Source organism: Novosphingobium kunmingense, assembly GCF_002813245.1.
Taxonomy (GTDB): Bacteria; Pseudomonadota; Alphaproteobacteria; order Sphingomonadales; family Sphingomonadaceae; genus Novosphingobium; species Novosphingobium kunmingense.
Genome location: NZ_PHUF01000002.1, coordinates 400647 through 427474, shown reverse-complemented (window position 1 = coordinate 427474; position 26828 = coordinate 400647). Strand labels below are relative to the sequence as shown.

Annotated in this window: 31 protein-coding genes; 17 read left to right on the top strand and 14 right to left on the bottom strand. The window is 65.1% G+C overall.

Going from position 1 to position 26828, the window contains the following annotated elements:
• Nucleotides 1-12: 12 nt before the first annotated feature.
• The 6 genes from glyA (at nt 13) to B0I00_RS02125 (ending at nt 4270) form a co-directional block, all read left to right on the top strand.
• Nucleotides 13-1317 carry a serine hydroxymethyltransferase gene (glyA, locus tag B0I00_RS02150; protein ID WP_157812479.1) on the top strand — a complete coding sequence of 435 codons (1305 nt, stop codon included), beginning with the start codon at nt 13-15 and terminating at the stop codon, nt 1315-1317.
• 5 nt (nt 1318-1322) lie between these two features.
• Nucleotides 1323-1523, top strand: a complete 201-nt coding sequence (locus tag B0I00_RS02145) for a hypothetical protein (protein ID WP_100865698.1) — start codon at nt 1323-1325, stop codon at nt 1521-1523.
• A gap of 6 nt (nt 1524-1529) precedes the next feature.
• Nucleotides 1530-1991, top strand: coding sequence for a transcriptional regulator NrdR (gene nrdR, locus B0I00_RS02140; protein WP_100865697.1), 462 nt, complete (start codon nt 1530-1532; stop codon nt 1989-1991).
• Nucleotides 1975-2709 carry an RNA methyltransferase gene (locus B0I00_RS02135; protein WP_100865696.1) on the top strand — a complete coding sequence of 245 codons (735 nt, stop codon included), beginning with the start codon at nt 1975-1977 and terminating at the stop codon, nt 2707-2709. The genes nrdR and B0I00_RS02135 overlap by 17 nt, the downstream gene beginning before the upstream one ends.
• 156 nt (nt 2710-2865) lie before the next feature.
• Entirely contained in the window at nt 2866-3480 is a 615-nt protein-coding gene (gene rpsD / locus B0I00_RS02130; RefSeq protein ID WP_100865695.1) for a 30S ribosomal protein S4, read from the top strand.
• A 115-nt stretch (nt 3481-3595) separates the two neighbouring features.
• Nucleotides 3596-4270: a nitroreductase gene (locus B0I00_RS02125; protein ID WP_100865694.1), complete on the top strand. Its 675-nt coding sequence runs from the start codon at nt 3596-3598 to the stop codon at nt 4268-4270.
• A gap of 4 nt (nt 4271-4274) precedes the next feature.
• Here B0I00_RS02125 and B0I00_RS02120 read toward each other — a convergent pair whose 3' ends face one another.
• A complete protein-coding gene (locus tag B0I00_RS02120) occupies nt 4275-5057 on the bottom strand; it encodes a class II aldolase/adducin family protein (RefSeq protein ID WP_100866446.1) in 783 nt (260 codons plus the stop codon).
• A 174-nt stretch (nt 5058-5231) separates the two neighbouring features.
• Here B0I00_RS02120 and B0I00_RS17135 point away from each other — a divergent pair, with 174 nt between their 5' ends.
• The gene (locus B0I00_RS17135) at nt 5232-5399 is read left to right on the top strand and encodes a hypothetical protein (protein ID WP_198519119.1); all 168 of its coding nucleotides are present in this window, start codon (nt 5232-5234) and stop codon (nt 5397-5399) included.
• Here the strand turns inward: B0I00_RS17135 and tgt are convergent.
• The 5 genes from tgt to B0I00_RS02095 form a co-directional block, all read right to left on the bottom strand.
• Nucleotides 5396-6526, bottom strand: coding sequence for a tRNA guanosine(34) transglycosylase Tgt (gene tgt / locus B0I00_RS02115; protein WP_100865693.1), 1131 nt, complete (start codon nt 6524-6526; stop codon nt 5396-5398). The two genes, B0I00_RS17135 and tgt, sit on opposite strands and share 4 nt — an antisense overlap.
• A gap of 10 nt (nt 6527-6536) precedes the next feature.
• On the bottom strand, nt 6537-6959 hold the full coding sequence (locus B0I00_RS02110; protein WP_100865692.1) for a hypothetical protein: 423 nt from the start codon (nt 6957-6959) through the stop codon (nt 6537-6539).
• Between the two features lie 3 nt (nt 6960-6962).
• Complete coding sequence (locus B0I00_RS02105; protein ID WP_100865691.1) at nt 6963-7730, bottom strand: ABC transporter permease; 768 nt, start codon at nt 7728-7730, stop codon at nt 6963-6965.
• The gene (locus tag B0I00_RS02100) at nt 7727-8677 is read right to left on the bottom strand and encodes an ABC transporter ATP-binding protein (RefSeq protein WP_100865690.1); all 951 of its coding nucleotides are present in this window, start codon (nt 8675-8677) and stop codon (nt 7727-7729) included. Before B0I00_RS02100 ends, B0I00_RS02105 begins: the two co-directional genes overlap by 4 nt.
• A gap of 64 nt (nt 8678-8741) precedes the next feature.
• Nucleotides 8742-10178, bottom strand: coding sequence for an 8'-apo-carotenoid 13,14-cleaving dioxygenase (locus tag B0I00_RS02095; RefSeq protein WP_100865689.1), 1437 nt, complete (start codon nt 10176-10178; stop codon nt 8742-8744).
• A 45-nt stretch (nt 10179-10223) separates the two neighbouring features.
• On the opposite strand from B0I00_RS02095, the gene B0I00_RS02090 reads away from it, so the two are divergent.
• The gene (locus tag B0I00_RS02090; protein ID WP_100865688.1) at nt 10224-10853 is read left to right on the top strand and encodes a TetR/AcrR family transcriptional regulator; all 630 of its coding nucleotides are present in this window, start codon (nt 10224-10226) and stop codon (nt 10851-10853) included.
• Here the strand turns inward: B0I00_RS02090 and queA are convergent.
• From queA to B0I00_RS02065, 5 genes are all read right to left on the bottom strand, one after another.
• Nucleotides 10817-11854, bottom strand: coding sequence for a tRNA preQ1(34) S-adenosylmethionine ribosyltransferase-isomerase QueA (gene queA, locus B0I00_RS02085; RefSeq protein WP_100865687.1), 1038 nt, complete (start codon nt 11852-11854; stop codon nt 10817-10819). The two genes, B0I00_RS02090 and queA, sit on opposite strands and share 37 nt — an antisense overlap.
• A gap of 29 nt (nt 11855-11883) precedes the next feature.
• Nucleotides 11884-12585, bottom strand: coding sequence for a peptidylprolyl isomerase (locus B0I00_RS02080; RefSeq protein ID WP_100865686.1), 702 nt, complete (start codon nt 12583-12585; stop codon nt 11884-11886).
• An 88-nt stretch (nt 12586-12673) separates the two neighbouring features.
• Nucleotides 12674-13186, bottom strand: coding sequence for a pantetheine-phosphate adenylyltransferase (gene coaD / locus B0I00_RS02075; RefSeq protein ID WP_100865685.1), 513 nt, complete (start codon nt 13184-13186; stop codon nt 12674-12676).
• Entirely contained in the window at nt 13187-14080 is an 894-nt protein-coding gene (locus tag B0I00_RS02070; RefSeq protein WP_100865684.1) for a polyprenyl synthetase family protein, read from the bottom strand.
• Nucleotides 14081-14084: 4 nt separating this feature from the next.
• Entirely contained in the window at nt 14085-14342 is a 258-nt protein-coding gene (locus tag B0I00_RS02065) for an exodeoxyribonuclease VII small subunit (RefSeq protein ID WP_232730082.1), read from the bottom strand.
• A gap of 63 nt (nt 14343-14405) precedes the next feature.
• Here B0I00_RS02065 and B0I00_RS02060 point away from each other — a divergent pair, with 63 nt between their 5' ends.
• The 4 genes from B0I00_RS02060 to B0I00_RS02045 are packed head-to-tail and all read left to right on the top strand — an operon-like array spanning nt 14406 to nt 18186.
• Entirely contained in the window at nt 14406-14807 is a 402-nt protein-coding gene (locus B0I00_RS02060) for a DUF2177 family protein (protein WP_100865682.1), read from the top strand.
• Nucleotides 14807-15451 carry a hypothetical protein gene (locus B0I00_RS02055; RefSeq protein WP_100865681.1) on the top strand — a complete coding sequence of 215 codons (645 nt, stop codon included), beginning with the start codon at nt 14807-14809 and terminating at the stop codon, nt 15449-15451. The genes B0I00_RS02060 and B0I00_RS02055 overlap by 1 nt, the downstream gene beginning before the upstream one ends.
• A gap of 42 nt (nt 15452-15493) precedes the next feature.
• Nucleotides 15494-17755: a phosphoribosylformylglycinamidine synthase subunit PurL gene (purL, locus tag B0I00_RS02050; RefSeq protein ID WP_100866445.1), complete on the top strand. Its 2262-nt coding sequence runs from the start codon at nt 15494-15496 to the stop codon at nt 17753-17755.
• Nucleotides 17755-18186 (top strand): DUF3052 family protein, encoded by a 432-nt coding sequence (locus tag B0I00_RS02045; protein WP_100865680.1) that lies wholly within the window; start codon nt 17755-17757, stop codon nt 18184-18186. The genes purL and B0I00_RS02045 overlap by 1 nt, the downstream gene beginning before the upstream one ends.
• Here the strand turns inward: B0I00_RS02045 and B0I00_RS02040 are convergent.
• Nucleotides 18170-19018: a ubiquinone biosynthesis protein COQ4 gene (locus tag B0I00_RS02040; RefSeq protein WP_232730081.1), complete on the bottom strand. Its 849-nt coding sequence runs from the start codon at nt 19016-19018 to the stop codon at nt 18170-18172. The two genes, B0I00_RS02045 and B0I00_RS02040, sit on opposite strands and share 17 nt — an antisense overlap.
• 118 nt (nt 19019-19136) lie before the next feature.
• Here B0I00_RS02040 and B0I00_RS02035 point away from each other — a divergent pair, with 118 nt between their 5' ends.
• Nucleotides 19137-19730: a cytochrome b family protein gene (locus tag B0I00_RS02035; RefSeq protein ID WP_100865679.1), complete on the top strand. Its 594-nt coding sequence runs from the start codon at nt 19137-19139 to the stop codon at nt 19728-19730.
• On the opposite strand, the gene serB is transcribed toward B0I00_RS02035, so the two are convergent.
• Nucleotides 19727-20605, bottom strand: a complete 879-nt coding sequence (gene serB / locus B0I00_RS02030) for a phosphoserine phosphatase SerB (RefSeq protein WP_232730080.1) — start codon at nt 20603-20605, stop codon at nt 19727-19729. The genes B0I00_RS02035 and serB overlap by 4 nt on opposite strands.
• On the opposite strand from serB, the gene miaA reads away from it, so the two are divergent.
• From miaA to ilvC, 4 genes are all read left to right on the top strand, one after another.
• Entirely contained in the window at nt 20598-21554 is a 957-nt protein-coding gene (gene miaA, locus B0I00_RS02025) for a tRNA (adenosine(37)-N6)-dimethylallyltransferase MiaA (protein WP_100866443.1), read from the top strand. The genes serB and miaA overlap by 8 nt on opposite strands.
• 151 nt (nt 21555-21705) lie before the next feature.
• On the top strand, nt 21706-23448 hold the full coding sequence (gene ilvB / locus B0I00_RS02020) for a biosynthetic-type acetolactate synthase large subunit (RefSeq protein ID WP_100865677.1): 1743 nt from the start codon (nt 21706-21708) through the stop codon (nt 23446-23448).
• Nucleotides 23449-23452: 4 nt separating this feature from the next.
• Complete coding sequence (gene ilvN, locus B0I00_RS02015) at nt 23453-23968, top strand: acetolactate synthase small subunit (RefSeq protein WP_100865676.1); 516 nt, start codon at nt 23453-23455, stop codon at nt 23966-23968.
• Between the two features lie 62 nt (nt 23969-24030).
• A complete protein-coding gene (ilvC, locus tag B0I00_RS02010; protein ID WP_100865675.1) occupies nt 24031-25050 on the top strand; it encodes a ketol-acid reductoisomerase in 1020 nt (339 codons plus the stop codon).
• A 343-nt stretch (nt 25051-25393) separates the two neighbouring features.
• Here ilvC and B0I00_RS02005 read toward each other — a convergent pair whose 3' ends face one another.
• The gene (locus tag B0I00_RS02005) at nt 25394-26782 is read right to left on the bottom strand and encodes an amino acid permease (protein WP_100865674.1); all 1389 of its coding nucleotides are present in this window, start codon (nt 26780-26782) and stop codon (nt 25394-25396) included.
• Nucleotides 26783-26828 lie beyond the last annotated feature (46 nt).

Here is a 26828-nt window from a genome sequence, read left to right as displayed (position 1 = left end):
CCCGTGAGTGCCATCCTTGACGCCAAGCCCGCGATCCGCAGCGCCGGCTTCTTCACCGCCCCGCTGCGCGAGGCAGACCCCGAAGTCTTCGCCGCAATCCAGGGCGAACTGGGCCGCCAGCAGCACAAGATCGAACTGATCGCGAGCGAGAACATTGCCAGCCTCGCGACGCTCCAGGCGACCGGCTCGGTCTTCACCAACAAGTACGCCGAAGGCTATCCCGGCAAGCGCTACTATGGCGGCTGCGAATACGCCGACGTGGTCGAAACCCTGGCGATCGAGCGCGCCAAAGCCTTGTTCGGCTGCCAGTTCGCCAACGTCCAGCCCAATTCGGGCAGCCAGATGAACCAGGCGGTGTTCTTCGCCCTGCTCCAACCCGGCGATACCTTCATGGGCCTCGACCTCAATTCGGGCGGGCATCTGACCCACGGCAGCCCCGTCAACATGAGCGGCAAATGGTTCAATCCGGTCGCCTACGGGGTGCGCAAGGATGACGAACAGCTCGACATGGAGCAGGTCGAGCGGCTCGCCCGGGAGCACAAGCCCAAGATCATCATCGCCGGCGGCACCGCCTATTCCCGCGTATGGGATTTCAAGCGCTTCCGTGAGATCGCCGACGAGGTCGGCGCCTGGCTCATGGTCGACATGAGCCACTTCTCCGGCCTCGTCGCCGGCGGCGCGCACCCCTCGCCCTTTCCCCACGCCCACGTCGTCACCACGACCACCCACAAGAGCCTGCGCGGCCCGCGCTCGGGCGTGATCCTGACCAATGACGAGGATCTGGCCAAGAAGTTCAACTCGGCCGTCTTCCCGGGGCTTCAGGGTGGACCGCTGGTCCACGTCATCGCCGCCAAGGCGGTCGCCTTCGGTGAAGCCCTCCAGCCCGAATTCAAGGCCTATGCCGCGCAGATCGTCGCCAACGCCCGCGCGCTCGCCAAAAGCCTCGGCGACAACGGGCTGCGCATCGTCTCGGGCGGGACCGACAACCACCTTATGCTGGTCGACCTTACGGCCAAGAACGTGACCGGCAAGGCCGCCGAAAAGGGCCTCGATCGCGCCTGGCTGACCTGCAACAAGAACGGCATTCCCTTCGACACCCGTTCGCCCTTCGTTACTTCCGGCGTCCGCCTTGGCACGCCGGCCGGCACGACCCGCGGCTTCGCCGAGGCCGAGTTCACCGAAATCGGACAGCTGATCGCGCAAGTGGTGGACGGCATGGCCCGAAACGGCGATGATGGCGACGGTCAGGTCGAGCAGCGTGTGCGCGGCCAGGTGGAAGCGCTTTGCGCGCGTTTCCCTATCTATCCGGAGGTTTGAGGAACATGAGCGACAACCTGCTCCAGGACGCCAAGGAAGAAGTCACCGGCATGGCCAAGCAGGGCATGCATCATCCGTCGACCAAGCCGGTGCTGACCGGCGCCGCAGTCGGTGCGGTGGCCGGCGCGGTCCTTCCCGTCGTCAGCTGGCCGATCGGTCTGCTCGCCGGTGCGGGCTTTATGCTTTACAAGAGGCTTCGCCCCTAAACCCTTATGCGTTGCCCTTTTTGTGCCCATGACGACAGCCAGGTGAAGGATTCGCGTCCCACCGAGGACAACACCGCGATTCGGCGCCGCCGCCAGTGCGAAAGCTGCGGCGCGCGCTTCACCACGTTCGAGCGCGTCCAGTTGCGCGACATCACCGTGGTGAAAAGCAACGACGCGCGCGAACCCTTCGACCGGGCCAAGATCGAACAGTCGGTCACACTCGCCTGCCGCAAGCGCGGGGTGACCCCCGAACAGATCGGGCAGCTCGTGTCCGGCGTCCAGCGCCAGGTCGAGACGTCCGGCGAAGGCGAGATCGCCAGCCGGGCGATCGGCGAAATGGTGATGGACGGCCTGCGCCAGCTGGACGCGGTGGCCTATATCCGCTTCGCCAGCGTCTACCGCGATTTCACCGAGGCCAGGGACTTCGAGGAATTCGCCAGTTCGGTGCGCGATGCCGTCAAGCACTGATCGCCAGCCCGTCATCGTGCTGGTACGCCCGCAACTGGGCGAGAACATCGGCAAAGCGGCGCGGGCCATGCTCAATTTCGGGTTGACCGAAATGCGCCTTGTCGCGCCGAGAGATGGCTGGCCCAACCCCTCGGCCGGACCTGCCGCGGCAGGTGCGGACCAGGTTCTGGCCGGCGCTACCGTTTTCGGAACACTGGCCGAAGCTGTGGCCGATTGCGCCAATGTCTATGCCACCACCGTCCGCAAGCGGGGGGTGACGAAACCCGTCCTCACGCCCGAAGAAGCCGCGCGCGAAGTCCACACGGCACCGGGCCGTTCGGCCTTCGTGTTCGGGCCGGAGCGCTCGGGCCTGGAAACCGACGACGTGGCGCTGGCCCGCGCGATCATCACTGTGCCGATCAATCCCGAGTTCGGTTCGCTGAACCTCGCCCAGGCGGTCATACTCTGCGCGTATGAATGGTCGAAGGGCGCGGATCTCCAGCAGCCGACGCAAGAGGAACTGCTGCCCCCTGCCCCGCAGGACGAACTGGAAGGACTGATCGGGCACTTCGAGGCGCTGCTCGAACCCAAGGACTATTTCTTTCCCGCGGCCCGCGCCGAGGCGACGCGGCGGACACTGCGGAACCTGCTGACCAAGCCGGGCTGGAACCACCTTGAGGTGCGCACCCTGCGCGGCGTTCTCTCCGCGCTCGAGCGGACGGGGTCGCGCCGGGGTTGACCTTTGGGGCACGCGCCGCTAAGCGCGCGCCTTCGCAATTGAGCGGGCACTCCGGTGAAGCCTGGCTCGCATCCCGCAACTGGCGGGATGGTGCGGTTCCGGACTAGAAGCTGGGCACAGTGCCCGGCACATGCAAATTGAAGGACACGACGCGCCATGTCGAAGCGCAATTCGTCGAAGTACAAAATCGATCGCCGTATGGGCGAAAACATCTGGGGCCGTCCCAAGAGCTCGGTCAACCGTCGCTCCTATGGCCCCGGCCAGCACGGCCAGCGCCGCAAGGGCAAGCTGTCGGACTTCGGTATCCAGCTGCGCGCCAAGCAGAAGCTCAAGGGCTACTACGGCGACGTCACCGAGAAGCAGTTCAAGCGCACCTATCAGGAAGCGTCGAAGATGAAGGGCGATACCGGTCAGAACCTGATCGGCCTGCTCGAACAGCGCCTCGACATGGTCGTGTACCGCTCCAAGTTCGCCCCGACGATCTTCTCGGCCCGTCAGGTCGTTTCGCACGGTCACATCTACGTGAACGGCGTGAAGTGCAACATCGCCAGCCGCCGCGTGCGTCCGGGCGACGTGATCAGCCTGGGCAAGAAGGCCAAGGAAATGGCTCTCATCGCCGAAGCGCAGAGCCTGCCCGAGCGTGAGATCCCCGACTACGTGTCGCAGGACGGCACCGACAAGGCGACCTTCGTCCGCGTCCCCACGCTCGACGAAGTGCCCTACCCGGTAAAGATGGAACCGAATCTGGTCGTCGAGTTCTACTCGCGCTGATCCGGTCCTCCGATCGAATTACGAAAGGGCGGTCCTGCGGGGCCGCCCTTTTTGTTTGCGCCTTTTAATCGCGCGGTTAACATTACGCACAAACGAGACGCGAAGGGAGAGCGCAATGCAATTCGACGACGTGATCATGGGCCGCAAATCGACCCGCGGTTATCTGGACAAACCTGTGCCGCGCGAACTGATCGAGGAGGTTCTGAAGCTGGCCATGCGCGCTCCCTCGTCGATGAACACCCAGCCCTGGCACTTCCACGTCATTACCGGCGAACCGCTGGACCGCATCCGCGCCGGCAACACCGAACGCAACCTGGCCGGCGTGCCGCACAGCCGCGAGTTTCGCACCGGCCGCCCCTTCGAAGGCGTGCACCGCGAACGCCAGGTCGGGGTCGCCAAGCAGCTGTTCGCCGCACAGGGCATCGCCCGCGACGACAAGGACGCGCGGCTCGACTGGGTAATGCGCGGGTTTCGCCAGTTCGATGCCCCCGTCTGCGTGATCATCACCTATGACAAGGAACTGGCCGACAGCGACGATACAGCCTTCGATTGCGGCGCGGTCACCACCATGCTGGTCAACGCCGCCTGGTCGCGGGGCCTGGGCTGCGTGATCAACAGCCAGGGCATCATGCAGAGCCCCGTCGTGCGCGAACACGCCGGCATTCCCGACGATCAGGTCATCATGAAGGCGGTCGCGCTCGGCTGGCCCGATGACACCTTCCCCGCCAACGCGGTGGTATCGGAGCGCAAGGACGTGGGCGAAGCCGCGCGGTTCGTCGGCTTCGACTAGGCCCTCAATCGCGGAACGAGGAATCGATCCGGTCGAGCTTGCGCAACAGCGCCGGCCAGGCCAACGACCGTGCCACCATCGCCATGCCGCCTGCCGGTGTCTGCGTCTCGACCTTTTCGGGCGTGCCTTGCGGCGGGTTGTAGAGATGGTCGTACCCGGCGCTCAGCATCTTCACCTGGGCGTCGCATGCCCGCTCGAGGAAATAGAGCCGCAGGAAGCAGTCGCCCACGCTTTCGCCCACGGCGAGAGTGCCATGGTTGCGCAGGATCATCGCGTGCTTTTCGCCGAGGTCCTCGACCAGACGCTCACGCTCCTCGAGGTCGGTCGCGATGCCTTCGTAGTCGTGATAGGCGACGTTGTGCTGAGCGATCATCGCGGTCTGGGTATGCGGCAGAAGGCCGAACTCCATGGCGCTGACGGCCTGCCCAGAAGGCGTATGCAGGTGCATCACCGCATGGGCGTCTTCGCGTGCCATGTGGATCGCCGAATGGATGGTGAAGCCCGCCGGGTTGACCGGGTGGCTGGTCGGCACGACCGGATTGCCCTCGACATCGATTTTGACCAGCGAGGAAGCAGTGATCTCTTCGAACATCATGTCGTAGGGGTTGATCAGGAAGTGGTGTTCCGGCCCGGGCACGCGCGCCGAAAGGTGAGTGAAGATGAGATCGTCCCAGCCATAAAGCGCGACGAGGCGATAGGCGGCGGCCAGATCGACGCGGATCGCCCATTCCTCGTCGCTGACAGCGCCGCGGATGTGTTCGTCGTTCGCGGCGGTTGCCGTGCTCATCGTCGCCATTGCCCGTGCTCCTTCGTCCCGATTGTCCGTTGCTTTGTGCAACTTTGCGCGCGAAGCCTCGCGCGGTCAACCGTCAGCAGGGACGCGCGCAACATGTCTGAACGGGCAAGAAAAAAGCGTCTGCGGCCTTGCAACCAGGCGACCTCTGCCGTGTTCTGCACAGCGATGACAAAGTTTCGCTTCGTGACCCCTCACCGCATCGGCAAATGGTATACCGATCTCGCCCTGGCGCACCGCCAGGCTATGCAGATCGGCGCGGGATTTCTCGACCATCGAACCGGCCAGTTCGTGGCCTATTGCACGACCCGGATGGAAACCCGGCAGGAAGCCTAATTCCTGACGTAGTCGCGGCGAAAGGCAGTGGCAAAGTCGGCAAAGGTTCCGGCGGCAATCGCGGTTCGCATCGCCCCCATCAACTGCTGGTAGAACGTCAGGTTGTGCTCGGTCAGCAGCATGGCGCCGAGGATCTCCCCGCTCTTGTGGAGGTGGTGGAGGTAGGCACGGCTGTACTTGGTGCAGCAATCGCCGGGGCAGGTCTCGTCGAGCGGCGCTGCATCTTCTGCATGGCGCGCGTTGCGCAGGTTGACGGGCCCGTTCCAGGTAAACCCCTGACCGTTGCGGCCCGATCGGCTCGGCAGGACGCAGTCGAACATATCTACCCCCCGTTCTACCGCGCCGACGAGGTCGTCGGGCTTGCCCACCCCCATCAAGTAGCGCGGCCGGTCGGCGGGAAGCATGTCGGGCGCGAAATCGAGCGTGGCGAACATCGCCTCCTGCCCTTCACCGACGGCCAGCCCGCCAATGGCATAGCCGTCGAAGCCTATCGCCTGCAGCGCCTCGGCGCTTTCACGGCGCAGCCCCTCGTCGAGCGCGCCCTGCTGGATTCCGAACAGGGCCGAACGGCCAGCGTGCTCGTCCCCGCTGTTGAAGCCGGCGCGGCTGCGCGCGGCCCAGCGCATCGACATCTGCATCGACTTCTCGATTACGTCGCGCGGGGCGTCGGCGCGGGGGCATTCGTCGAAGGCCATGACGATGTCGCTGCCGAGCAGGCGCTGGATCTCCATCGAGCGTTCGGGCGTGAGCAGGTGCTTGCTGCCGTCAAGGTGGCTCTTGAAGGTCACCCCTTCCTCGGTGATCTTGCGCAGGTCGGACAGGCTCATCACCTGGTAGCCGCCGCTGTCGGTCAGGATCGGGCGATCCCAGTTCATGAACCGGTGCAACCCGCCAAGCCGCGCGACGCGCTCCGCCCCGGGACGGAGCATCAGGTGATAGGTGTTACCCAGCAAGATGTCGGCGCCGGTTGCACGCACCGTCTCGGGCTTCATCGCCTTGACCGTGGCGGCGGTTCCGACCGGCATGAAGGCGGGTGTGCGGATATTGCCGCGCCGCATGCGGATCGTGCCGGTCCGGGCCTTGCCGCAGGTTGAGTGAACGTCGAAGGCGAAGCGCGGGGCAGTCATGCCCGCTGCGCTAGACGAACCGGTTGCGCTCGACCAGCCCCACCAGGGCTTCCCTTACTTCGGCCCAGGCCGCTGCCTCGGCGGCGCCTTCGGCCGGAACCGCCGCCTCGATCTCGTCCAGGGTGACTTCGATGAACGCGCGGTACCAGTCGGGCGGCACGTCCAGCGCGACGCGGTGCTGCGGCACCGAGGTATCGAAATAGATCCGCGCTTCGACCGGGCTGTCGAACCAGGTCATCACGTAATAGAGCGTGTTGCCGACCATCTCGGTCTCGAGCTTTTCGGGATTGCCTGGCGAATGGCGGGCAAAGTTGGCGCGCGCCTCGGGGTAGCGGGCGAAAAACCGGTCGAGCACGGCTGCCGCGGGATCGCCCCGCTCCGCCACATAGCGTTCGAGCCGGGCTTGGATCAGGGCGCTACGCGGGTCGGCCATGGATCAGCTCCTCAAACGCCATCCGGTCTTGAACATCCATGCAATCACCCCGGCGCACAAGCCGAGGAATGCGAGAGTGAGGCCTAGGCTGATCCAGATGTTGACGTCGCTCTTGCCGGTGAACGTCCAGCGCAGGCCGTTGACAAGGTAAACGATCGGATTGACCAGCGCGATCTGCCGCCACGGTTCGGGCAGCATGGTGATCGAATAGAACGTGCCGCCAAGGAACGTCAGCGGCTGCAGGATCAGCATCGGCACGATGCCCAGTTTCTCGAACCCGTCGGCCCAGACGCCCAGGGCAAAGCCGAACAGCGCGAAGGCGGCCGCGACGAGCACGATGTAGAGCAGCGCCAGCACCGGATGGGCGATGTGATAATCGACGAAGAAGCTCGCGGTGACGAGAATGATCGCGGCAAGGATCAGCGACTTGGCCGCCGCCGCCCCGACAAACCCGATCAGCGTTTCCGCCACGCCCACGGGTGCCGAGAGCAGTTCGTAGATCGTTCCGGTGAAGCGCGGCATGTAAATGCCGAAGCTCGCGTTGCTGGTCGTCTCGCCCAGCAGGGTCAGCAGCAGCAGCCCCGGAATGATGTAGGCGCCATAGGACACCCCGTCGATCTCGGTCATTCGCCCGCCGATCGCCGCGCCGAAGACGATGAAATAGAGCGATGTCGTCAGCACCGGGGCGAAGATCGACTGAAAGAAAGTGCGGAAGGCCCGCATCAGTTCGAAGGTGAAGATAGCGAAGGCGCCGCGCGCGTTGAAGGTCATGCCCGGGCTCCCTTCTGCGCAGAGTGCTCCACCAGATCGACGAAGATGTCTTCGAGGCTCGACTGGTGCGTGTCGATTGCGGTGAAGCCGATGCCTGCGCGGACCAGCGCTTCGACGAGATGGGCAACCTCGGCGCGCGCTTCGTCGGCGCCGCCATGACCGCGGTAGGTCAGGGTCGCGCCATCTTCAGACAGGCTTAGCGGAAAGTCCGCGAGAGCCGCCGGCACGCGCGGTTGCGGGACAGCCAGCGTGAAGCTTGCCTCAATGCTGCCCATTCGCGCCATCAACGCGCGTTTTTCCTCTACCAGCAGGAGATTTCCCTTGTCGATGATGCCGACCCGGTCGGCCATCTCCTCGGCTTCTTCGATGTAGTGCGTCGTCAGCACGATGGTAGTGCCGTTCGCGCGCATCGCGCCGATCTGGCGCCACATGTCGCGGCGCAGTTCGACGTCGACGCCGGCGGTCGGCTCGTCGAGGAAAAGCAGTTCGGGGTCGTGCGCCAGCGCCTTGGCGATCAGCACCCGGCGCTTCATCCCGCCCGACAGGTGGCGGATCTGGTTGTCGCGTTTGTCCCACAGGGTGAGCGACGTGAGTATTTCCTCGATCCGCGCCGGATCGCGCTTCAGCCCGAACAGTCCGCGTGAATAGGTCACCGCATCGACCACCTTGGTGAACATGTCGGTCGCCATTTCCTGCGGCACCAGGCCGATGCGCGCGCGGGCCGAGCGCCAGTCCTTCGCCAGGTCCATGCCAAAGGCGCGGATTGTCCCGCCGCTTGGCCGCACCAGCCCGCAAACCGCGCCGATCAGCGTGGTCTTGCCGGCGCCATTGGGGCCCAGCAGGGCGAAGATCTCGCCCTTGTTGATGGTCAGATCGACGGTGTCGAGCGCGGTCGGGCCGTCGGCGTAACGCTTGGACAGGCCCACAATTTCCAGAATCGGCTGCATGGTCGGCGCGACTGTTGAGCCACGCCGATCGATTTGCCAAGCAATTTAAGTTGCCGTTCGAAACCTAGCCCGCATCGGGCAACCAGTTGCCGTGGAAACCCGGCGGAATCCGGTGCGGAATATGAACGCGGGCAAGCGGCTCCCGCGTGATGTCGGCAGCGTCAAGGATGACGAGATCGGTCGTATCGCTCACCGTGTCGATCACATAGCCCATGATCCACCCGTCGCCTTCGGGCGCATCGGCGCTGCGTGGGACGAAGACGAATTCGCCCGCGACCTTGCCGGGACCGAAATCGTGGACCTGCCGTTCGCCGGTCTGCATGTCGTAGCGATAGATCGGCGCTTCGCCCAGGAACCCGTTGCTGTCCTGTGGCAGGCCCAGCGACCAGGCGTAACGGTAGGGCTGGCCGAAATAGCGCTCGTCCGGGCGATGGAATTCCTGCGGTGCGGCATCGACCGTGGTGCGCTCGACCTTGCGCGTGCGCGGATCGATGAGCCAGCGCTCCATGCCGAGCGGCGTGCCGTTCGGGCCATCGGCGCCGCCGGCGAACATCGTTTCGTGAACCGACATGTCGCAGACCACAACGCCGTCCTCGCGCTCGAAGCTGTTGGAGACGTGAAAGACGTAACACGGATCGACATCGCACCAGACGATCTCGTCGGCGCGCCCGGTGCGCGGGAGCAGACCGACGCGCGCCTGATGACGCGGGTTCCAGGCAAAGGGGAACTGCTGCCCCGCGACCAGCGCCCCCATCGAGAAGGTAACCGGCAGATCGAAGACCAGGACGTAGCTCTGCGTGATCGAGCATTCGTGGATCGATGGGCCGTCCTGAACCGGGATCGGTTCCTGCCGGGTCACCTTGCCCTCGGGCGAGACAACCACGTGCCAGACGGTGTCCTGCGTCATTCCGTCATAGACGATGGCGTTGAGTTCTCCGGTGTTCGGGTCCTCATGCGGATGAGCGCTGAACGGCACGGTCAGCGTGCCGCCGAAATCGGTGTAGGCCAGGGTTTCGAGATTGCCGTCGAGCCGCGCGGGGAACGACCCGGCCTCGACGATGGCAAGGATCTCGCCGTTGTGCTGGATGACGTTGGTGTTGACCAGGTCGCGCCGGCCGCGGCGCGGACCGGGCGCGGCCTTGGGCCCGCCCCTGTGCTCAAGGTCGAGCGAGCGGATGTAGCGGTTGCGATACCACAGTGCCTTGCCGTCCTTGATCCGCACGCCGTGGACCATGCCGTCGCCGATGAACCAGTGGTGGCCGCGCGGATCGGGGTTGAACGGGTTCGGCCCGTTGCGGACGTAGCGACCGTCGAGTTCCGGCGGGATCGTGCCGGTGACGGCGAGGTTCTCGATCGTCCGCTCGTCGTGGAGCGGCGCGTGGATGCCGGTCAGGAAGGGATGCTCGCGCCCCTTGTCCTGTCGCGCACGGTTGATGCCGGCAACGGCAGTGACGCCCTTGGTGACGACGGACCGGATTGCGGTTTCGACCATGCTTGCCATGACGCGACTCTCCACCTAAATGTTGATGCCGTAAACATAGAGGCAATGCTAACAGTGTCAACATCGAAGGTGGCCGCCAACGACGTCCAGCGCGCCTATCACCACGGCGATCTGCGGTCGGCCCTGCTCGACGCCGGGCTAAAGGCGCTGGAAACAACTGACATTGCAGACATTTCATTGCGACAGCTGGCCCGCGATGTTGGCGTATCGGCCACCGCGGTCTACCGGCACTTTCCTGACAAGCAGGCGCTGATGCAGGCGCTGGCACAGGCGGGCATCGACCAGCTTGGCGCTTATCAGCAGCGAGCCGCTACTAAGGCGCATGGCAGCGCGGAGGCCTTTGCCGCGACGGGCCGCGCCTATGTCCGGTTCGCACTGGCCAACCCGTCGCTGTTTCGCCTGACCTTCGGCCAGTGCGACCGGGCCGGGCATTCCCTGTTCGGCGAAAACCTTGCCGCCAAGATGCTGCGCGAACGGGCGGCACGGGCATCGCGCGGCGATGCCGAGGCCGAACAGACCCTGATGATCCAGGCCTGGGCCGTGGTTCACGGCCTCGCCATGCTGATGCTCGACCGCCAGCTTCCCGCGGACGATGCGTTGATCGACAGGGTGATCGATGCGCGAACCCTGTTCGGCGGTTATGCGCTCGGCAGCAACAGCGACGAATCGCCATAGGAATAGAAGCGGTACCCGCCTGCAATGGCGTGAGCATAGATTTCGTGCATGCGCTCCAGCCCCATCAGCGCCGATACCAGCATGAACAGCGTCGACTTGGGCAGGTGGAAATTGGTCATCAATCCGTCGATCGCCCTGAAGCGATAGCCCGGGGTGATGAAGATCGCGGTGTCACCGCTGAACGAACGGATCAGGCCGTCCTCGCCGGTCGCGCTTTCGAGCAGGCGCAGGCTGGTCGTGCCGACCGCGATCACCCTGCCCCCGGCGGCGCGCGCGGCGTTGAGGCGCTCGGCGGTGGCCGCGTCGATCGTGCCCCATTCGGCATGCATCCGATGGTCGGTGGTGTCATCGACCTTGACCGGCAGGAAGGTTCCGGCCCCGACGTGCAGCGTCAGGGTTTCGCGCGCCACGCCGGCCACGTCCAGCGCGGCGATCAGGTCCGGTGTGAAGTGAAGCGCTGCCGTCGGTGCGGCGACAGCGCCATCCTGCGCTGCAAACATGGTCTGGTAATCGGCGCGGTCCTGTTCGTCGGTGGCGCGCTTGCCGGCGATATAGGGGGGCAAGGGCATCTGCCCGGCGCGCTCGAGCAGCACTTCGACCGGTTCGTCACCCAGGAAATGCAGCGTCCAGCTGCCATCGTCGCCGCGTTCTTCGGCGACAGCCCCGACCCCGGCGGGAAAGGCGATCACATCGCCGTCGCGCAGTCGCTTGGCGTTGCGCACGAAGGCCTGCCAGCGCCGCAGGTCGATCCGCTTGTGCAGCGTCGCGCCGATCCGCGCCTCGCCGCGCAGGCCCTCGAGTTGGGCGGGGATGACGCGGGTGTCGTTGAAGACCAGCACGTCTCCCTTGCGCAGCAGGCCGGGAAGATCGCGCACGACGTGGTCTTCCAGCGGCGCGGATCGTCCCTTGGCCAGCAACAGGCGCGCCGCATCGCGCGGCCGCGCCGGACGCAGGGCTATGCTTTCGGGCGGAAGGTCGAAGTCGAACAGGTCAACGCGCATGGCGCGCCGTCCCTAGACGATAACCGGGCTCAGTTCGAATTAGAGTTGTTGAGCATCTCGGCCGAGATCGCCGGGGTGGCAACGGGTGCCGCGAGGACCGGTGGAGCCTTGCCTTCGCTGAGCAGCGAGGCCTGGACGATCCGGGTCGGGTTCGCCGGCGGTTCGCCGCGTTCGATGGCATCGACCTGGGCCATACCGGCAATGACGCGGCCGAAATTGGTGTAGCGGTGATCGAGCGCGAAACGCGGATAGAACACGATGAAGAACTGGCTGTTGGCCGAATCGGGCTCATTGGTGCGGGCCATCGAAACCGTGCCGCGCACGTGCGGCATGTAATTGAACTCGGCCTTGAGGTCGGGAAGCTTCGAACCGCCCTGCCCGGTACCGGTCGGATCGCCGGTCTGGGCCATGAAGCCGTCGATCACGCGGTGAAAGACGACGCCGTTGTAGAACCCTTCACGGGTCAGCGTCTTGACGCGGTCGACATGGCCGGGCGCCCAGCTTGGCATCAGCCGGATGAGGACCCGCCCGCCGTTCGACAGGTCGAGCGCCAGGACGTTATCGGGATCGACTGCCGGGTCCATGTTGACCACCGCGCTCATCGCAGGAGCAGGAGCAGGCGCTGCCGTCGCTGGAGCGGCGGCTTCGGCAGGCTTTGCGTCCTGCGCCAGGACGGGTGCGGACAGCAGGGCCAGGCCGAATGCCAGGACAGTAACGGAACGACGGATCATATGAGATTGTCTCGACAAACAGGGGGCAATTGGATGGCCAGATAGCCGTGCCGGGCTGTCGTGGCAATGAACGGAAAAGGCGCCTTCGCTAAGAACTGCCGGCGCCGCGGTGCGCCGCGATCCGCGACTCCACGTCGGTCCTTACCGCCGGACTGACGAACTTGTGGATCGAGCCGCCATAGACCGCGATTTCCTTTACCAGGCGCGAAGCGATCGGCTGCAGCGAGACATCGGCCATCAGGAACACCGTTTCGACATGGTCGTTCAATTGCCGGTTCATGCCGGTAAGCTGGTACTCGTATTCGAAGTCGGTAACCCCGCGAATGCCGCGGATCACGACCGAGGCGTTCATGGCGTCGGCAAAGTCCATCAGCAGCGAATTGAATCCGACCACGCGGATCGAACAGTCGCCGATTGTGGCCACTTCGCGCTCGACCATGGCGATGCGCTCGTCGTCATTGAACATCGGCGACTTCGCGATGTTGGTGGTCACCCCGATGATCAGCTCGTCGACCAGGCGCGCGCCGCGCTTGATGATGTCCATGTGGCCCAGCGTGATGGGATCGAAGGTCCCCGGATAGACGCCAATCCGCTTAGCCATTCAGCGATCCCTTTCGACGATGTAGCGCGCAATGCTGCGCAGCAGGTCGGCCTCCTGGCCGTAAGAGGTGAGGTGCGCGAGGGCCTGGTCGACCAGCATGCGCGCTTGCCCGCGTGCGCGCTCCTCTCCCAGAAGCGCAACGAAGGTCTGCTTTCCGGCCCCGGCGTCCTTGCGCAGCGCCTTGCCCGCCTTGGCCTCGTCGCCCGCATGATCGAGAAGATCGTCGGCGATCTGGAACGCAAGGCCGATATCGCGGGCGTAGCCCTTGAGATGCGTGCGTCCCTCGGGTGGCAAGCGGCCGAGCACCGCCCCCATCTCGACCGAGGCCGACAACAGTGCGCCGGTCTTCTGCTGCTGCATTCGGGTGATCGCGGGCAGATCGAGCGCCTGCCCTTCCCCTTCGATATCGAGCACCTGGCCGCCGACCATGCCCGCCGGACCCGATGCGGTAGCCAGGATCTGGACCAGTTCGGACCGGACGAAGGGATCGCCGCTGGTGGCCGGATCGGCCAGCACTTCGAATGCGAACGCGTGAAGGGCATCGCCCACCAGCACGGCCATGGCCTCGCCGAAGGCCTTGTGGGTCGACGGCTTGCCGTGGCGCATGGCGTCATCGTCCATGCAGGGCAGGTCGTCATGAACCAGCGAATAGGCATGGATCGATTCGAGCGCGATCGCCGCGCGCAGCGCCTGGGTGCGGTCGGCGCCGTGCAGCGCGGCCGTGGCGGTGAGGAGCAGCGGACGCAGGCGCTTGCCCCCGCCGATCGTGGCGTAGCGCATCGCCTCGGCAAGGCGCCCCTCACCGGGGAGCAGGGCGTCGAACATGCTGTCGACGTCCCGCGCAATCGCGGGCAGCGCCCTGGCCAGCAGCGAATCGCCGGTCAGCGTGACCATGGCCCTACCGTCCGGTTTCAGGATCGAACGGTTGAAGAGCGGCGGGCTGACCGTCAGGTCCCGCGACGATCTTTTCGATCCGCGCCTGGGCTGCGTCGAGCCGCGCCTGGCAATGCTTGCGCAGCGCTTCACCACGTTCGTACAGCGTAATCGTGGCGTCGAGCGGCACCTCTCCGCTTTCCAGCTTGCGCACGACATCTTCCAGCGCGCGCAGGGCATCCTCGAAGCTGAGGGAGGCGATATCGGCAGCGGTGTCTTCCATCGCTGCCAGCATTGACCTTGCAGCAAGCCATGGTCAAGCTGCCTTCCCGAGGGAGACGCGGCGATGAAGTGGATAGTTGCCTATGTTGCGGCCGCCGTGTCGTTCGGTGCGCTTGACGCGATGTGGCTGCGCTGGGCCGGGCCGAACCTGTACCGGCCTGCTTTGGGCGAGCTTCTCGCCCCGGCCTTCCGGCCCGCACCGGCGCTGGTCTTCTATGCGTTATACATTGCAGGCATGGTCTGGTTCGCGGTTCGTCCGGGCATCGACGAGGGCGTTCCTCAGGCCGTGCTCAACGGCGCCCTTTTGGGCGCGCTGTGCTATGCCACCTACGATCTGACCAATCAGGCGACGATGAAGGTCTGGCCGGCCTCGATCACCGGCATCGACATTGCCTGGGGCGCGGCGGCAACGGCGCTGGCCAGCGGGATCGCCGCCCTTGCCGTGCGCAAACTGGGCCTTGCCTGATGTTCATCGGACACTGGGCCCCCGCCCTCGCCGTTGCGGCCAAGCGTCCGGCACCGACACTCGGCGTGCTGATGATTGCAGGCCAGTTGATCGACTGGGCGTTCTTCTCGTTTCACCTCGCCGGGATCGAACACATGCGCTTCACCCCAGGGATCAGCGCGATGAACCCGATGGACCTCTACCACATGCCCTACAGCCACAGCCTGGCCGGCGCGGCCGGGTTCGGGCTGGCGCTGGCAGCCTGTGTCTGGCTGGCCATTCGCGACCGCACCGCCGCGCTTCTGGCGGCAGCGGTCGTCGTATCGCACTGGTTCATCGATCTCCTGGTCCACGTGCCCGACCTGACCCTTGCCGGAAGCCCGCCCAAGCTGGGCCTTGGGCTGTGGAACCATCCGGCGATCGAAATGCCGCTGGAATTGGGGATCACCTTCGGTGCGCTGTGGCTTTATGCCCGCCATCGCAGGCCCATGCCCGTACGGCTGTGGACCTTTGCCGCGCTTCTGCTCGCGCTTCAGGCCTTCAACTGGTTCGTCCCGCCCCCGCCCGAAGCGACGCCGTCGAACAGCGTCATGGCTATCGCCGCCTATGGCCTTGTCACGCTGGTCGCGGTGTGGATGGGGAAAAGCGCGCGCGCGCCGGCCTGATTGCTCTAGCCTCGCCCGCCCGCGGACGCTATGCGCCCGCGCATGTCCGAGATCACCGCAGACGTCGTCGCCCAGCACGGGCTGTCCGAGGATGAATACCAGCGCGTGCTGCACGCCCTGGGCCGCGAACCCAACCTGGTCGAGCTGGGCATTTTCTCGGTCATGTGGTCCGAGCATTGTTCGTACAAGAGCTCGCGCCTGCACCTCAAGAAGCTGCCGACCGAAGCGCCGTGGGTGATCTGCGGCCCCGGCGAAAATGCCGGCGTGATCGACATCGGCGACGGACAGGCCGCCATCTTCAAGATGGAGAGCCACAATCACCCGAGCTACATCGAACCCTACCAGGGCGCGGCGACGGGCGTTGGCGGCATCCTGCGCGACGTGTTCACCATGGGCGCGCGTCCCGTCGCGAACATGAATGCGCTGCGCTTCGGGCGGCCCGACCATCCCAAGATGAAGTCGCTGGTCAAGGGCGTGGTCGCCGGCATCGGCGGTTACGGCAACTGCGTGGGCGTGCCGACCGTGGGCGGCGAAACCAACTTTCACGCCGCCTATGACGGCAACATCCTGGTCAACGCGATGACCGTTGGCGTCGCCGATGCCGACAAGATCTTCTATTCGGCCGCCACCGGGCTCGGCAATCCGATCGTCTATGTCGGCTCGAAGACCGGGCGCGACGGCATCCACGGGGCGACGATGGCCAGCGCCGATTTCGGCGAGGATTCGGAAGAAAAGCGCCCCACCGTCCAGGTCGGTGATCCCTTTACCGAAAAGCTGCTGATCGAGGCCTGCCTCGAACTGATGGCAACCGATGCGATCGTCGCGATTCAGGACATGGGCGCCGCCGGCCTGACCAGCTCGAGCGTCGAGATGGCGACCAACGGCAAGGCCGGCATCGTGCTCGACATGGACAAGGTGCCCTGCCGCGAAGAAGGCATGACCCCTTACGAAATGATGCTGAGCGAAAGCCAGGAGCGCATGCTCATGGTGCTGAAGCCCGGCAAGGAAGCCATGGCCGAGGCGATCTTCAGGAAGTGGGAGCTCGATTTCTCGGTCATCGGCGAAGTGACCGATACCGGACACATGGTCCTGACCTGGAAGGGCGAGACCGTCTGCGACATTCCATTGGGCCCGCTGGCCGAAGACGCGCCGCTCTATGATCGCCCGCACCTCAGCCTTGAGGATTACAAGGCCTGGGCCAAGGTCAAGCCGCTCGGCCACGTGCCGGCCAGCGCCGACCCCGGCGCGGACCTTGTCAGGCTGATGGGCTGCGCGGACCTCGCCAACCGCCGCTGGATCTTCGAGCAGTACGATAGCCAGGTAGGCGCCGACACCCTGCAGAAAAGCGGCGGCGATGCAGCCGTGGTGCGGATCCACGGCACCCGCAAGGCGCTGGCGATCAGCACCGATTGCACCCCGCGCTATTGCTATGCCGATCCCTACGAAGGCGGCAAGCAGGCGGTCGCCGAAACCTGGCGCAACATCTCTGCGGTTGGCGCGAAGCCGCTTGCCATTACCAACTGCCTCAACTTCGCCAATCCCCAGCGGCCCGAGATCATGGCCCAGATCGTCGAGGCGCTGCGCGGCATGGGCGATGCCTGCCGCGCGCTCGACTATCCGATCGTGTCGGGCAACGTCAGCCTCTACAACGAAAGCAAGGCCACCGGCGGCGGCTCGGCAATCCTGCCGACGCCGGCGATCGGCGGCGTCGGTCTGATGCAGGACTACGCCGCTATGGCGACGATCCGTTTCAAGAATGGCGCGCAAAGGATCCTGCTGGTCGGCGCCGATCCCAAGGCGGCGCCCGAACTCGGCCAGTCGCTTTGGCTGCGCGAAGTGCATGGCCGGGAAGACGGCGCGCCGCCGCGCGTCGACCTGGCGCGCGAACGCGCCAACGGCGATTTCGTCCGTCAGCTTATCGCCGACGGCCGCGTGACCGCCGTCCACGACGTGTCCGATGGCGGCATCCTTGTCGCGGTGGCGGAAATGGCGCTTGCTTCGGGAATCGGCGCGCGGCTGGACATGGCGGCCTTCGAAAACCAGGTCGACCGCGAGAAGGTCAACCACGCCTGGTCGCTGTTCGGAGAGAATCAGGGGCGCTACCTCGTCACCGAGCCATTCGACAGCCACGTCGTCGAGACGCTCGCCAGGCAAGCCGGCATCGGCTGCTGCTTCGTCGGCTGGACTGGCGGCGAGACCATCGCTCTGGTGCGCGGCAGCGAAGAGGCCATCTATCCCGAAGTGCCGCTGGACGCGCTGCGCGAAGCGAACGACGCCTTCTTCCGCGACTGGATGGAGGCCTGATGGCCACCGGCTATTCCGGCACGCCGCTGGCCAAGAAGCTCAGCTTGCGGGACGGAATGCGGGTCTGGTTCGATGCCATGCCCGAGCATGTGTTCGAGGAAATCGCCGAATATGCGCTCGACCTGACGATCGTTGCCCTGCCCGGGCACGGGATCGATGGCGCGCACATCTTCGTGACCGAGCGCGATGTGCTGGCTACGCGGCTTCAAACCCTGCGCAGCCAGATCGCGCCCGACGGTCAGGTCTGGGTAAGCTGGCCGAAGAAGGCCGCCAACGTGCCGACCGACATCATCGAGGATACGATTCGTGAACTTGCGCTGCCGCTGGGCTTTGTCGACACCAAGGTCTGCGCGATCGACGAGACCTGGTCCGGCCTCAAGCTGGTGATCCGCAAGGACCTGCGTCAGGCGGCGATCACGCCGCCTGCTTGACGGGTGCCATGAGATCGTAGGGATCGACCCCGGCCGCGCGCCAAGTGGCGTGCGCCGCCCAGTAATTGCGCGGACGATCGATGTTGAGCTTGCGGCGCACTTCATCCAGTGACAGCGGCAGCAGGTCGGTAATCGCCATTTCGACCAGGCGCGGGCACGCCTTGCCCATCTTCTGCGCTTCCCGGACCGAGCGGAACACCGGCACCTTGACCGGGTGCTTGCGGATCTCGAGGCCGCCGGCATAGCCGAGGAACAGATGGGCCAGGCTCGGCTGCTGGCTGTAGGTGAAGGCCAGCACGCACTGCTCGCCCAGCGCATCGCGGCCGAACCCGGTGATGATGTGCATAAGGTCGTGCGTGTCGCGCATCCGGTTGAAGTACCAGCTGACCTGGTCGTCCCAGTACATGTCGAGCGGCCGGTTCTTGTCGAGTTCGTCGACCAGCCCTTCGGCCGAGAGTCCTTCGCGCTCCATGAAATCGCAATAGGCATGGGCAAGGCTGCCCTCGGGCATTTTGCGCAGCGCTTCGTGATCGTCGAGGATCCGCATCAGCGAGGGCTCCTTGCGGCGGATTTCCTGCCCGCGCTCGGTTGCCAGGAAGCCAAGCGCCGCGTCGTAGATCCCGCGCCAGGGCAAGGCTTCGAAGATCGGTGCAACCTGCGAGGTGTCTTCCTTGTCCTTGACCAGTTCCTTGAAGTGCCGCCACGCCTTGGGCAGGTCATAGCGCATCTTCGGACGACCGGGCAGCATCATCGGCAGGTCGGGGGATGCGAAATCGACGTGAGCCTGGCGCTGCGACGGCCGGACTTCGGGAGGCGCTGACATCATGTTCATGGCGGGGCCTGCTAGATCAATTTACTTACAAAACTGTCAATACATCACCCCCACCACCAAGACAAGTTGCAAATCGCCTACCTATCGTGGCATCTTCGCCTTACGGGAAGGACGAACGATGACGGCACGGCAATGGCCCCTGGGACTGGGCCTCGCGCTTGGACTGGCGGCACTCGCATCGGGACTGTTCAGCGGAGACGATACCATCGAGCAATGGCGGCTTGCCGCCCGGTGGACGGCACGCGTCGGCTTCCCGCTCTTCATTGTCGCCTACAGCGCCAGCGCCGTGGGCCGGCTGTGGCGCAACGACGTCACCCGGGCCGTGTGGCGCGACCGGCGCTGGTGGGGCCTTGGTTTTGCTGCGGCCCATACGGTGCATCTCGGCGCGCTGGTCACGTTCCTGCAGGTCAGCGGCGAGACCCGCCCGCCGCTGGTCTGGTTCGTTGCCGGCACCGGCTATGCGCTGATGTTCGTCATGGTGGCGACCAGCAATGACGCCGCGATGCGCGCACTGGGCACCAATTGGCGGCGCCTGCACGCTCTGGGCATCCACTGGCTGTGGTTCGTGTTCCTGGCGAGCTATGCGGGCCGCATCATGCAACCCGGAACGATGTCGATCGGCCTGTCCGGAACGATTACGGCGCTCGCCGCGCTGACCTTGCGCATCGCCGTCCGGTTCCAGGGGCGAACCCGGCGGCCCGCCGCCGCCTAGGCGCCTGCCCAGTCGGTCTGCGGAATGCCCAGCAGCTTGAGGACGCTGGTCAGGTCGCCGCGATCGATCGCACCGTTGGCCGCCGCGCGCGCCTTGGGCTTGGCGTGATAGGCAAAGCCATAGTCGGCTGCGACCAGCATCGGAATATCGTTGGCTCCGTCCCCGGTGGCGAGACTGGCCGCGGCGTCGTGGCGGATCACAGCCTCGCGCAGCACGCGTTCCTTGACCGAGCTGTCGACTATGTCGCCGACCAGGCCGCCGGTCAGATGTCCCTGCCCCGTCGCCAGGCGGTTTCCGACGACATCCTCGAATCCGAGCCACTCGGCCACCGGATCGGCAAACTGGTGAAAGCCGCCGGTAACCAGCACCGTCGCGCAGCCGTGCGCTTTCAGCGTCTCGACCAGCACCCGTGCGCCGGGCATCGGCCGGATGCGTTCGGCAAGACACTGCTCGATTGCATCCACGGATAGTCCGTCGAGCAGTCGCACGCGCTCGCTCAGCGCCTCGGCAAAGTCGAGCTCGCCCTGCATGGCCCGCTCGGTAATCGCGGCGATACGGTCCTTGAGGCCGGCAAAGTCGGCCAGCTCGTCGATGCATTCCTGCCCGATCATTGTCGAATCCATGTCCGATACGAAGACGCCGGGCACGACCGGCGCACCACGGCTGAGCAGGAGGTCAGAAGGGTGCAGCGCACTATCGATCGCGGCACGGGCAGCGGCGGCCTCGCCCTCGATCGCCAGTTCGACCACGTCGTCGAACCCGGCAAGAGCATCCATGGTGCGCACGATCAGGCCCGCCGCCTCGAGCGCCTGCACAGCCTTGTCGCCAGAGGCAGACAGCGCCGAAGGTTCTGCTATCACGCGGGCAATGAGCACGTCCGGATCTCCTGAATCGGCCCCAAAGCCGCCGCTGGCGCTCATTGCAGGGCCGACCGCCAGCGGCAAGAGCGATCTGGCGGTCCGGCTGGCGGAGGCGCTGGAGGCGCGTGGGCGTGGCGCCGTGGTGGTCAACGCCGACAGTGCGCAGGTCTATGCCGACCTTGCCGTGCTCAGCGCCCGTCCGACGGCCGAGGACATGCGCGGCATCGAGCACCGCCTTTTCGGCACCTGGGATGGAGCGACCGCCTGCTCTGCCGCCGACTGGGCCGCTGCGGCCCGCGCAGAGATCGCAAGTATCCACGAGGCAGGCGGCGTGCCGATCCTGGTCGGCGGGACGGGCCTGTACATCCGCACGCTGCTCGACGGGATCGCGCCGGTACCGCCGATCGATCCTGCGATCCGCAGCGCGGTCCGCGCGCTTCCCGTGGCCGACGCCTATTGCGCGTTGCAGGCAGAAGATCCCGAGCGGGCGGCAAGCCTTGCCCCGGCCGACACCACCCGCATCGCTCGCGCGCTCGAGATCGTCCGCTCGACCGGAAGACCCATGGCCTCCTGGCAAGACGAGTTGGTCGGCGGCATCGGCGGCAAGGTCACCCTTCACCCCGCCCTGCTGCTGCCCCCGCGCGACTGGCTTTACGAGCGCTGCGACCGGCGCTTCACCGAGATGCTCGACGGCGGCGGCCTGGCAGAGGTGCAGACCTTGCTCGCCCGTCAGATCGATCCCGCAATGCCGGTGATGCGCGCGATCGGCGTATCGGAGATGGCGGCACTGCTGTCCGGAGAAATAGACCGTATCGCTTGCCTGAAGCGCGGGGCGCAAGCGACCCGCAACTATGCCAAAAGACAATATACGTGGTTCCGCCAGCAGCCACCCGGCGATTGGCCGCGCCTCGACGATATTAATTACGATATCAGCGCCTCATTCGCACAATTATTGCGCACTTAGCGCTTGACATGATACAAACTGTCTCATAGGGCACCCGACAAGCCGGTTTTCCGGCACGTTCCAGAGTTGGAGAGGTGGCCCGGCGCAGCAACCCTGCGCCGGGTCGGTCTTTTAGTGGGAACGCAGGTCGCAAGGTGAAAGGTCTGAAGACGTGAGTGAAGAGCGCAGCGGCGCGTCGATCCTGGTCGAAAGCCTGGCCCGCCAGGGCGTCGAATTCGTGTTCGGCTACCCCGGCGGCGCGGTGCTGCCGATCTATGATGCGTTGTTCGATGATGCCCGGATCCGGCATATCCTGGTCCGCCACGAAGCCGGCGCGGCCCATGCCGCCGAAGGCTATGCCCGGTCCACCGGAAAACCCGGCGTCGTGCTCGTTACCTCGGGCCCCGGCGCGACCAATGCCGTTACCGGCATTGCCGATGCCTTCATGGATTCGATTCCGCTGGTCGTCATAACCGGACAGGTCTCGTCGGCGCTGATCGGATCGGACGCGTTCCAGGAAGCCGACACCATCGGCATCACCCGCCACTGCACCAAGCACAACTACCTGGTTAAGGACCCTTCCGAACTCGCCGCGATAATCGACGAGGCATTCGAGATCGCCACCACCGGTCGCCCCGGCCCGGTGGTTATCGACATTCCCAAGGACGTGCAGGTCGCGTCGGCCACGTGGAGCGATGCGCCGCCGCAGCGTCCGAAGCGTTACAACCCGCCGTCGACCGGTGGGGAGCGGGACATTGCCCGCGCGATCGAATTGCTCGCCAATGCCAAGGCGCCGGTCTTCTATACCGGCGGTGGGGTGATCAATTCGGGACCCAACGCGACCGAGCGGCTGCGCGAGTTGCAGCGCCTCACTGGCGCGCCGGTCACCTCGACGCTGATGGGGCTCGGCGCTTTCCCGGCCGATCATCCCGAATGGCTAGGCATGCTGGGGATGCACGGCACCTTCGAAGCCAACATGGCGATGAACCGGGCCGACCTGATCGTCTGCATCGGCGCGCGCTTCGATGACCGGGTTACCGGACGGCTCGACGCATTCTCACCCAATTCGACCAAGATCCACATCGATATCGACCGTGCCTCGATCAACAAGACGGTTCAGGTCGACCTGCCGATCCTGGGCGACTGCGGCAAGGTGCTTGACCAGCTGATCACCGCCTGGGGCAGCCGCAAGCCCCAAGACCTTGCGCCGTGGAAGGCCCAGATCGATGGCTGGCGCTCGCGCGACAGTCTCGCCTATCCGGCCGACGCAAAGGCAATCATGCCGCAGCTTGCGGTCGAACGCCTGTTCGCGCTGACCCGCGACAAAGACCCGATCATCGCCACCGAAGTCGGTCAGCACCAGATGTGGGCGGCGCAGTACTTCCACTTCTTCTCGCCCAACAAGTGGCTGACCTCGGGTGGCCTCGGCACCATGGGATATGGCCTGCCCGCCGCGATCGGCGCGCAGCTCGGCAACCCCGACAGCCTGGTCATCGACATCGCGGGCGACGCCTCGATCCAGATGAATATCCAGGAACTGGGCACGGCCACGCAGTTCCGCCTGCCGGTCAAGATCTTCGTGCTCAACAACGAATGGATGGGCATGGTCCGCCAATGGCAGGAACTGACCTACGAAAGCCGCTATTCGAACTCCTATTCGGACAGCCTGCCCGATTTCGTGAAGCTAGCCGAGGCCTATGGCTGGAAGGGCATCCGCATCGAGAACGAGAGCCAGCTCGACGCCGGCATCCAGGCCATGATCGACCATGACGGGCCGGTGATCGTCGATTGCCTGGTGGCCAAGGAAGCCAACTGCTTCCCGATGATCCCGTCGGGCGCGGCCCATACCGAGATGATCCTCTATGGCGACAAGGTTGCCGGATCGATGGACGACGAAGCCAAGGCGCTGGTGTAACCCCATGAAAATCAAGCATGAGGCGTCGGAACGCCACGTCCTGACCATCACGGTCGACAACGAAGCCGGGATCCTTGCCAAGATCGCCGGCCTGTTCACTGCGCGCGGCTACAACATCGACAGCCTCACCGTGGCCGACATCACCGAAAACCATGCGGTCAGCCGGATCACGATCGTCACCCACGGACCTCCTGCGGTGATCGACCAGATCCATGCGCAGCTGGACCGGCTGGTGCCGGTCCACAAGGTCGTCGACCTCACCGAAATGGGTGACCACGTCGAACGCGAGCTGGCACTGGTAAAGGTTGCCGGCACGGGCGAGCATCGGGTCGAGGCGCTGCGCCTGGCTGACGTGTTTCGCGCCAAGGTGATCGACACCACGACCAGCAGCTTCATCTTCGAACTGACCGGATCGCCCGACAAGATCGACCGCTTCGTCGCCCTGATGCGCGAGCTCGGCCTGGTCGAGGTCGGACGCACCGGCGTCGTAGGCATGATGCGCGGGGCCGAAGCGGTCTGAACCAGTTTCAATACCACCTATCCGTCATCGCGCGATGACGACTGCAAAAGAACGGGAAAGTCATGAAGGTTTATTACGACTCCGACGCCGACCTGAACCTGGTCACGGGCAAGAAGATCGCAATCCTTGGTTACGGATCGCAGGGCCACGCCCACGCTCAAAACCTGCGCGACAGCGGGGTCAAGGACGTGGCCATCGCGCTGCGCCCGGGATCGGCCAGCGCCAGGAAGGCGGAAGCAGCCGGCTTCAAGGTGCTGTCGAACAGCGACGCGGCCAGCTGGGCCGACATCCTGATGATCCTCGCGCCCGACGAGCACCAGGCCGCGATCTGGGAAAACGACCTCAAGGGCAACATGAAGCCGGGCGCTGCGCTGGCCTTCGCCCACGGCCTCAACATCCACTTCGGGCTGATCGAGGTTCCCGCCGACATCGACGTCATCATGATTGCGCCCAAGGGTCCCGGCCACACCGTGCGCAGCGAATACCAGCGTGGCGGTGGCGTGCCCTGCCTGATCGCGATCCATCAGGACGCGACCGGCAATGCCCATGACGTGGCGCTGGCCTATGCTTCGGGCGTCGGCGGCGGCCGCTCGGGCATCATCGAGACCAACTTCAAGGAAGAGTGCGAGACCGACCTGTTCGGTGAACAGGCCGTGCTTTGCGGCGGGATCACGCACCTGATCCAGGCCGGGTTCGAAACGCTGGTCGAGGCCGGCTACGCCCCCGAAATGGCCTATTTCGAGTGCCTCCACGAAACCAAGCTGATCGTCGACCTGCTCTACGAGGGTGGTATCGCCAACATGCGCTATTCCATCAGCAACACCGCCGAGTACGGCGACATCACCACTGGCCCGCGGATCATCACCGACGAGACCAAGGCCGAGATGAAGCGCGTGCTGGCCGACATCCAGTCGGGCCGCTTCGTCAAGAACTTCGTCCTCGACAACCGCGCCGGCCAGCCCGAACTGAAGGCAGCCCGCAAGGCCGCCGAAGCCCACCCGATCGAACAGACCGGATCTCAGCTCCGCGCGATGATGCCGTGGATCGGCAAGAACAAGCTGGTCGATCAGGAAAAGAACTGATCCAGCAAAGGCAGGTGCCGAGGCGGGCGCGATAGTCCGCCCCGGCACTTTCTATTCGATGCGATAGGCCCTGCTCATCGTCAGTTTGCCTCGACTTAACCCCCTCCCCCCGGGACGTTAGACGAGCTTACGGAACACCCCTTCATTGGCCATACAAGCCACCTACAGCGTCTTCGCGAGGCAGGCGCCAATTGGCGTTTTCGCGATGTGGTCAATTCGTGGCAGGCCGTATTCGGATTTGTTGACCGGGTAATGCGGAGCGCAATTCGGCTGATCGAGCAGCAGTTTCGCAGGATCGAAAGTGCAGCGCACAAGGCGACGCTCAAGGCTTCTGGCAACGGCGTCAGCGCCGACTGAGGCTCATCGCGGCAAAGCCCAGCAGGAACAGCGCCGCGACCGCCAGACTCGCCCAGAACTGGCTGGCCAGCGCGGGATCGATCGCCATGAACAGCACCACCGCCAGCATCGCCGCGATCGCGAACAAGGTGGCGAAGGGGTGGAACCACATCTTCAGCTCAAGCGATGCCGGATCCTGCTGCTCGACGCGGGTGCGTGTGCGCAATTGAGCAACGGCAACCATCAGGTAGAGCAGCAGCATCGTCACGCCCGACGAGTTGAGCAGGAAGCTGAACACGGTGTCCGGGCTGATCCGCTCCATCGCCAGCGCGCCATAGGAAAACAGGCTGGCGACAAGGATCGAGCGCGCCGGCACCTTGCGCTTGTTGACCGCGACCAGCCACTGCGGCGCATCGCCGTGGCTGGCAAGGCCGAACAGCGTGCGCGAGGTGACATAGAGCCCGGAATTGAGGCACGACAGCACCGCCACCAGCACGACCAGGTTCATGATCGTCTCGCCTCCGCTCATGTTCATCGCCGCCAGAGTGGAGGCGAAAGGCGAATAGCCCGGCACGATCTGCGTCCACGGCACCACCGCGACGATCATCAGGATTGCAAGGATGTAGAACACCACGATGCGGACGGTCACGGTAAGCGACAGGCGGGCGACCGCCTTGGCCGGCTCGGCGCTTTCGGCAGCGGCAATGGTTGAAATCTCGGCGCCGCAGAGCGCAAAGATCGTCGATGTCACGGCGGCCAACACCACGCCCCAGCCATTGGGCGCAAATCCGCCGTGGGCGCTCAGGTTGGCGAAAGTCGATCCCGAGGGGCTGCTGATCCCGAAGGCCCAGGCGCCGGCCACAAAGATGAAGGCAACGATCGCGACCACCTTCATCAACGAAAACCAGAACTCGAACTCGCCATAGGAGCGCGTGGACAACAGGTTTACCCCGGTGAGCAGCGCCATCAGCATTACGCCGATCTGCCAGGTCGGGAATTGCGGGAACCAATCTGCCAGGATCTTGGCCCCGGCAATCGCCTCGATGGCGACGACCACGACCCAGAAATACCAATAGAGCCAGCCGGACAGGAACCCGGCCCAATGGCCGATCCCGGCGCGCGCAAAATCGGGGAAGGCCTGAACCCCGCGCATCGCCATGGCCATTTCCGAGATCATCCGCATGACCAGCATGATGATGAGACCGGCCAGGGCATAGGTAACGACGGCCGCGGGGCCGACCTGCGAGATGGTAGTGGACGAACCGACGAACAATCCCGCACCGATGATTCCGCCGATGGCGATCATAGAGATATGGCGGTTCTGCAAGCTCTGGCTGAGACCGGGCGCGCCATAGGCCCCAGCGGCAACATCCTCGGCAGGCACGGCATTCGGCATGGCGCAACCCCCTGTTCGGCCTTGTCAGGCAAACGATGTCCTCTAG

What these genes read in the sequence shown, in the direction of transcription:
- B0I00_RS02145 (WP_100865698.1), top strand. Translation starts at nt 1,323, where the DNA reads ATGAGCGACAACCTGCTCCAGGACGCCAAGGAAGAAGTCACCGGCATG.
- nrdR (WP_100865697.1), top strand. Translation starts at nt 1,530, where the DNA reads ATGCGTTGCCCTTTTTGTGCCCATGACGACAGCCAGGTGAAGGATTCG.
- B0I00_RS02135 (WP_100865696.1), top strand. Translation starts at nt 1,975, where the DNA reads ATGCCGTCAAGCACTGATCGCCAGCCCGTCATCGTGCTGGTACGCCCG.
- rpsD (WP_100865695.1), top strand. Translation starts at nt 2,866, where the DNA reads ATGTCGAAGCGCAATTCGTCGAAGTACAAAATCGATCGCCGTATGGGC.
- B0I00_RS02125 (WP_100865694.1), top strand. Translation starts at nt 3,596, where the DNA reads ATGCAATTCGACGACGTGATCATGGGCCGCAAATCGACCCGCGGTTAT.
- B0I00_RS02120 (WP_100866446.1), bottom strand. Translation starts at nt 5,057, where the DNA reads ATGAGCACGGCAACCGCCGCGAACGACGAACACATCCGCGGCGCTGTC.
- B0I00_RS17135 (WP_198519119.1), top strand. Translation starts at nt 5,232, where the DNA reads ATGACAAAGTTTCGCTTCGTGACCCCTCACCGCATCGGCAAATGGTAT.
- tgt (WP_100865693.1), bottom strand. Translation starts at nt 6,526, where the DNA reads ATGACTGCCCCGCGCTTCGCCTTCGACGTTCACTCAACCTGCGGCAAG.
- B0I00_RS02110 (WP_100865692.1), bottom strand. Translation starts at nt 6,959, where the DNA reads ATGGCCGACCCGCGTAGCGCCCTGATCCAAGCCCGGCTCGAACGCTAT.
- B0I00_RS02105 (WP_100865691.1), bottom strand. Translation starts at nt 7,730, where the DNA reads ATGACCTTCAACGCGCGCGGCGCCTTCGCTATCTTCACCTTCGAACTG.
- B0I00_RS02100 (WP_100865690.1), bottom strand. Translation starts at nt 8,677, where the DNA reads ATGCAGCCGATTCTGGAAATTGTGGGCCTGTCCAAGCGTTACGCCGAC.
- B0I00_RS02095 (WP_100865689.1), bottom strand. Translation starts at nt 10,178, where the DNA reads ATGGCAAGCATGGTCGAAACCGCAATCCGGTCCGTCGTCACCAAGGGC.
- B0I00_RS02090 (WP_100865688.1), top strand. Translation starts at nt 10,224, where the DNA reads ATGCTAACAGTGTCAACATCGAAGGTGGCCGCCAACGACGTCCAGCGC.
- queA (WP_100865687.1), bottom strand. Translation starts at nt 11,854, where the DNA reads ATGCGCGTTGACCTGTTCGACTTCGACCTTCCGCCCGAAAGCATAGCC.
- B0I00_RS02080 (WP_100865686.1), bottom strand. Translation starts at nt 12,585, where the DNA reads ATGATCCGTCGTTCCGTTACTGTCCTGGCATTCGGCCTGGCCCTGCTG.
- coaD (WP_100865685.1), bottom strand. Translation starts at nt 13,186, where the DNA reads ATGGCTAAGCGGATTGGCGTCTATCCGGGGACCTTCGATCCCATCACG.
- B0I00_RS02070 (WP_100865684.1), bottom strand. Translation starts at nt 14,080, where the DNA reads ATGGTCACGCTGACCGGCGATTCGCTGCTGGCCAGGGCGCTGCCCGCG.
- B0I00_RS02065 (WP_232730082.1), bottom strand. Translation starts at nt 14,342, where the DNA reads ATGGAAGACACCGCTGCCGATATCGCCTCCCTCAGCTTCGAGGATGCC.
- B0I00_RS02060 (WP_100865682.1), top strand. Translation starts at nt 14,406, where the DNA reads ATGAAGTGGATAGTTGCCTATGTTGCGGCCGCCGTGTCGTTCGGTGCG.
- B0I00_RS02055 (WP_100865681.1), top strand. Translation starts at nt 14,807, where the DNA reads ATGTTCATCGGACACTGGGCCCCCGCCCTCGCCGTTGCGGCCAAGCGT.
- purL (WP_100866445.1), top strand. Translation starts at nt 15,494, where the DNA reads ATGTCCGAGATCACCGCAGACGTCGTCGCCCAGCACGGGCTGTCCGAG.
- B0I00_RS02045 (WP_100865680.1), top strand. Translation starts at nt 17,755, where the DNA reads ATGGCCACCGGCTATTCCGGCACGCCGCTGGCCAAGAAGCTCAGCTTG.
- B0I00_RS02040 (WP_232730081.1), bottom strand. Translation starts at nt 19,018, where the DNA reads ATGAACATGATGTCAGCGCCTCCCGAAGTCCGGCCGTCGCAGCGCCAG.
- B0I00_RS02035 (WP_100865679.1), top strand. Translation starts at nt 19,137, where the DNA reads ATGACGGCACGGCAATGGCCCCTGGGACTGGGCCTCGCGCTTGGACTG.
- miaA (WP_100866443.1), top strand. Translation starts at nt 20,598, where the DNA reads ATGAGCACGTCCGGATCTCCTGAATCGGCCCCAAAGCCGCCGCTGGCG.
- ilvN (WP_100865676.1), top strand. Translation starts at nt 23,453, where the DNA reads ATGAAAATCAAGCATGAGGCGTCGGAACGCCACGTCCTGACCATCACG.
- ilvC (WP_100865675.1), top strand. Translation starts at nt 24,031, where the DNA reads ATGAAGGTTTATTACGACTCCGACGCCGACCTGAACCTGGTCACGGGC.
- B0I00_RS02005 (WP_100865674.1), bottom strand. Translation starts at nt 26,782, where the DNA reads ATGCCGAATGCCGTGCCTGCCGAGGATGTTGCCGCTGGGGCCTATGGC.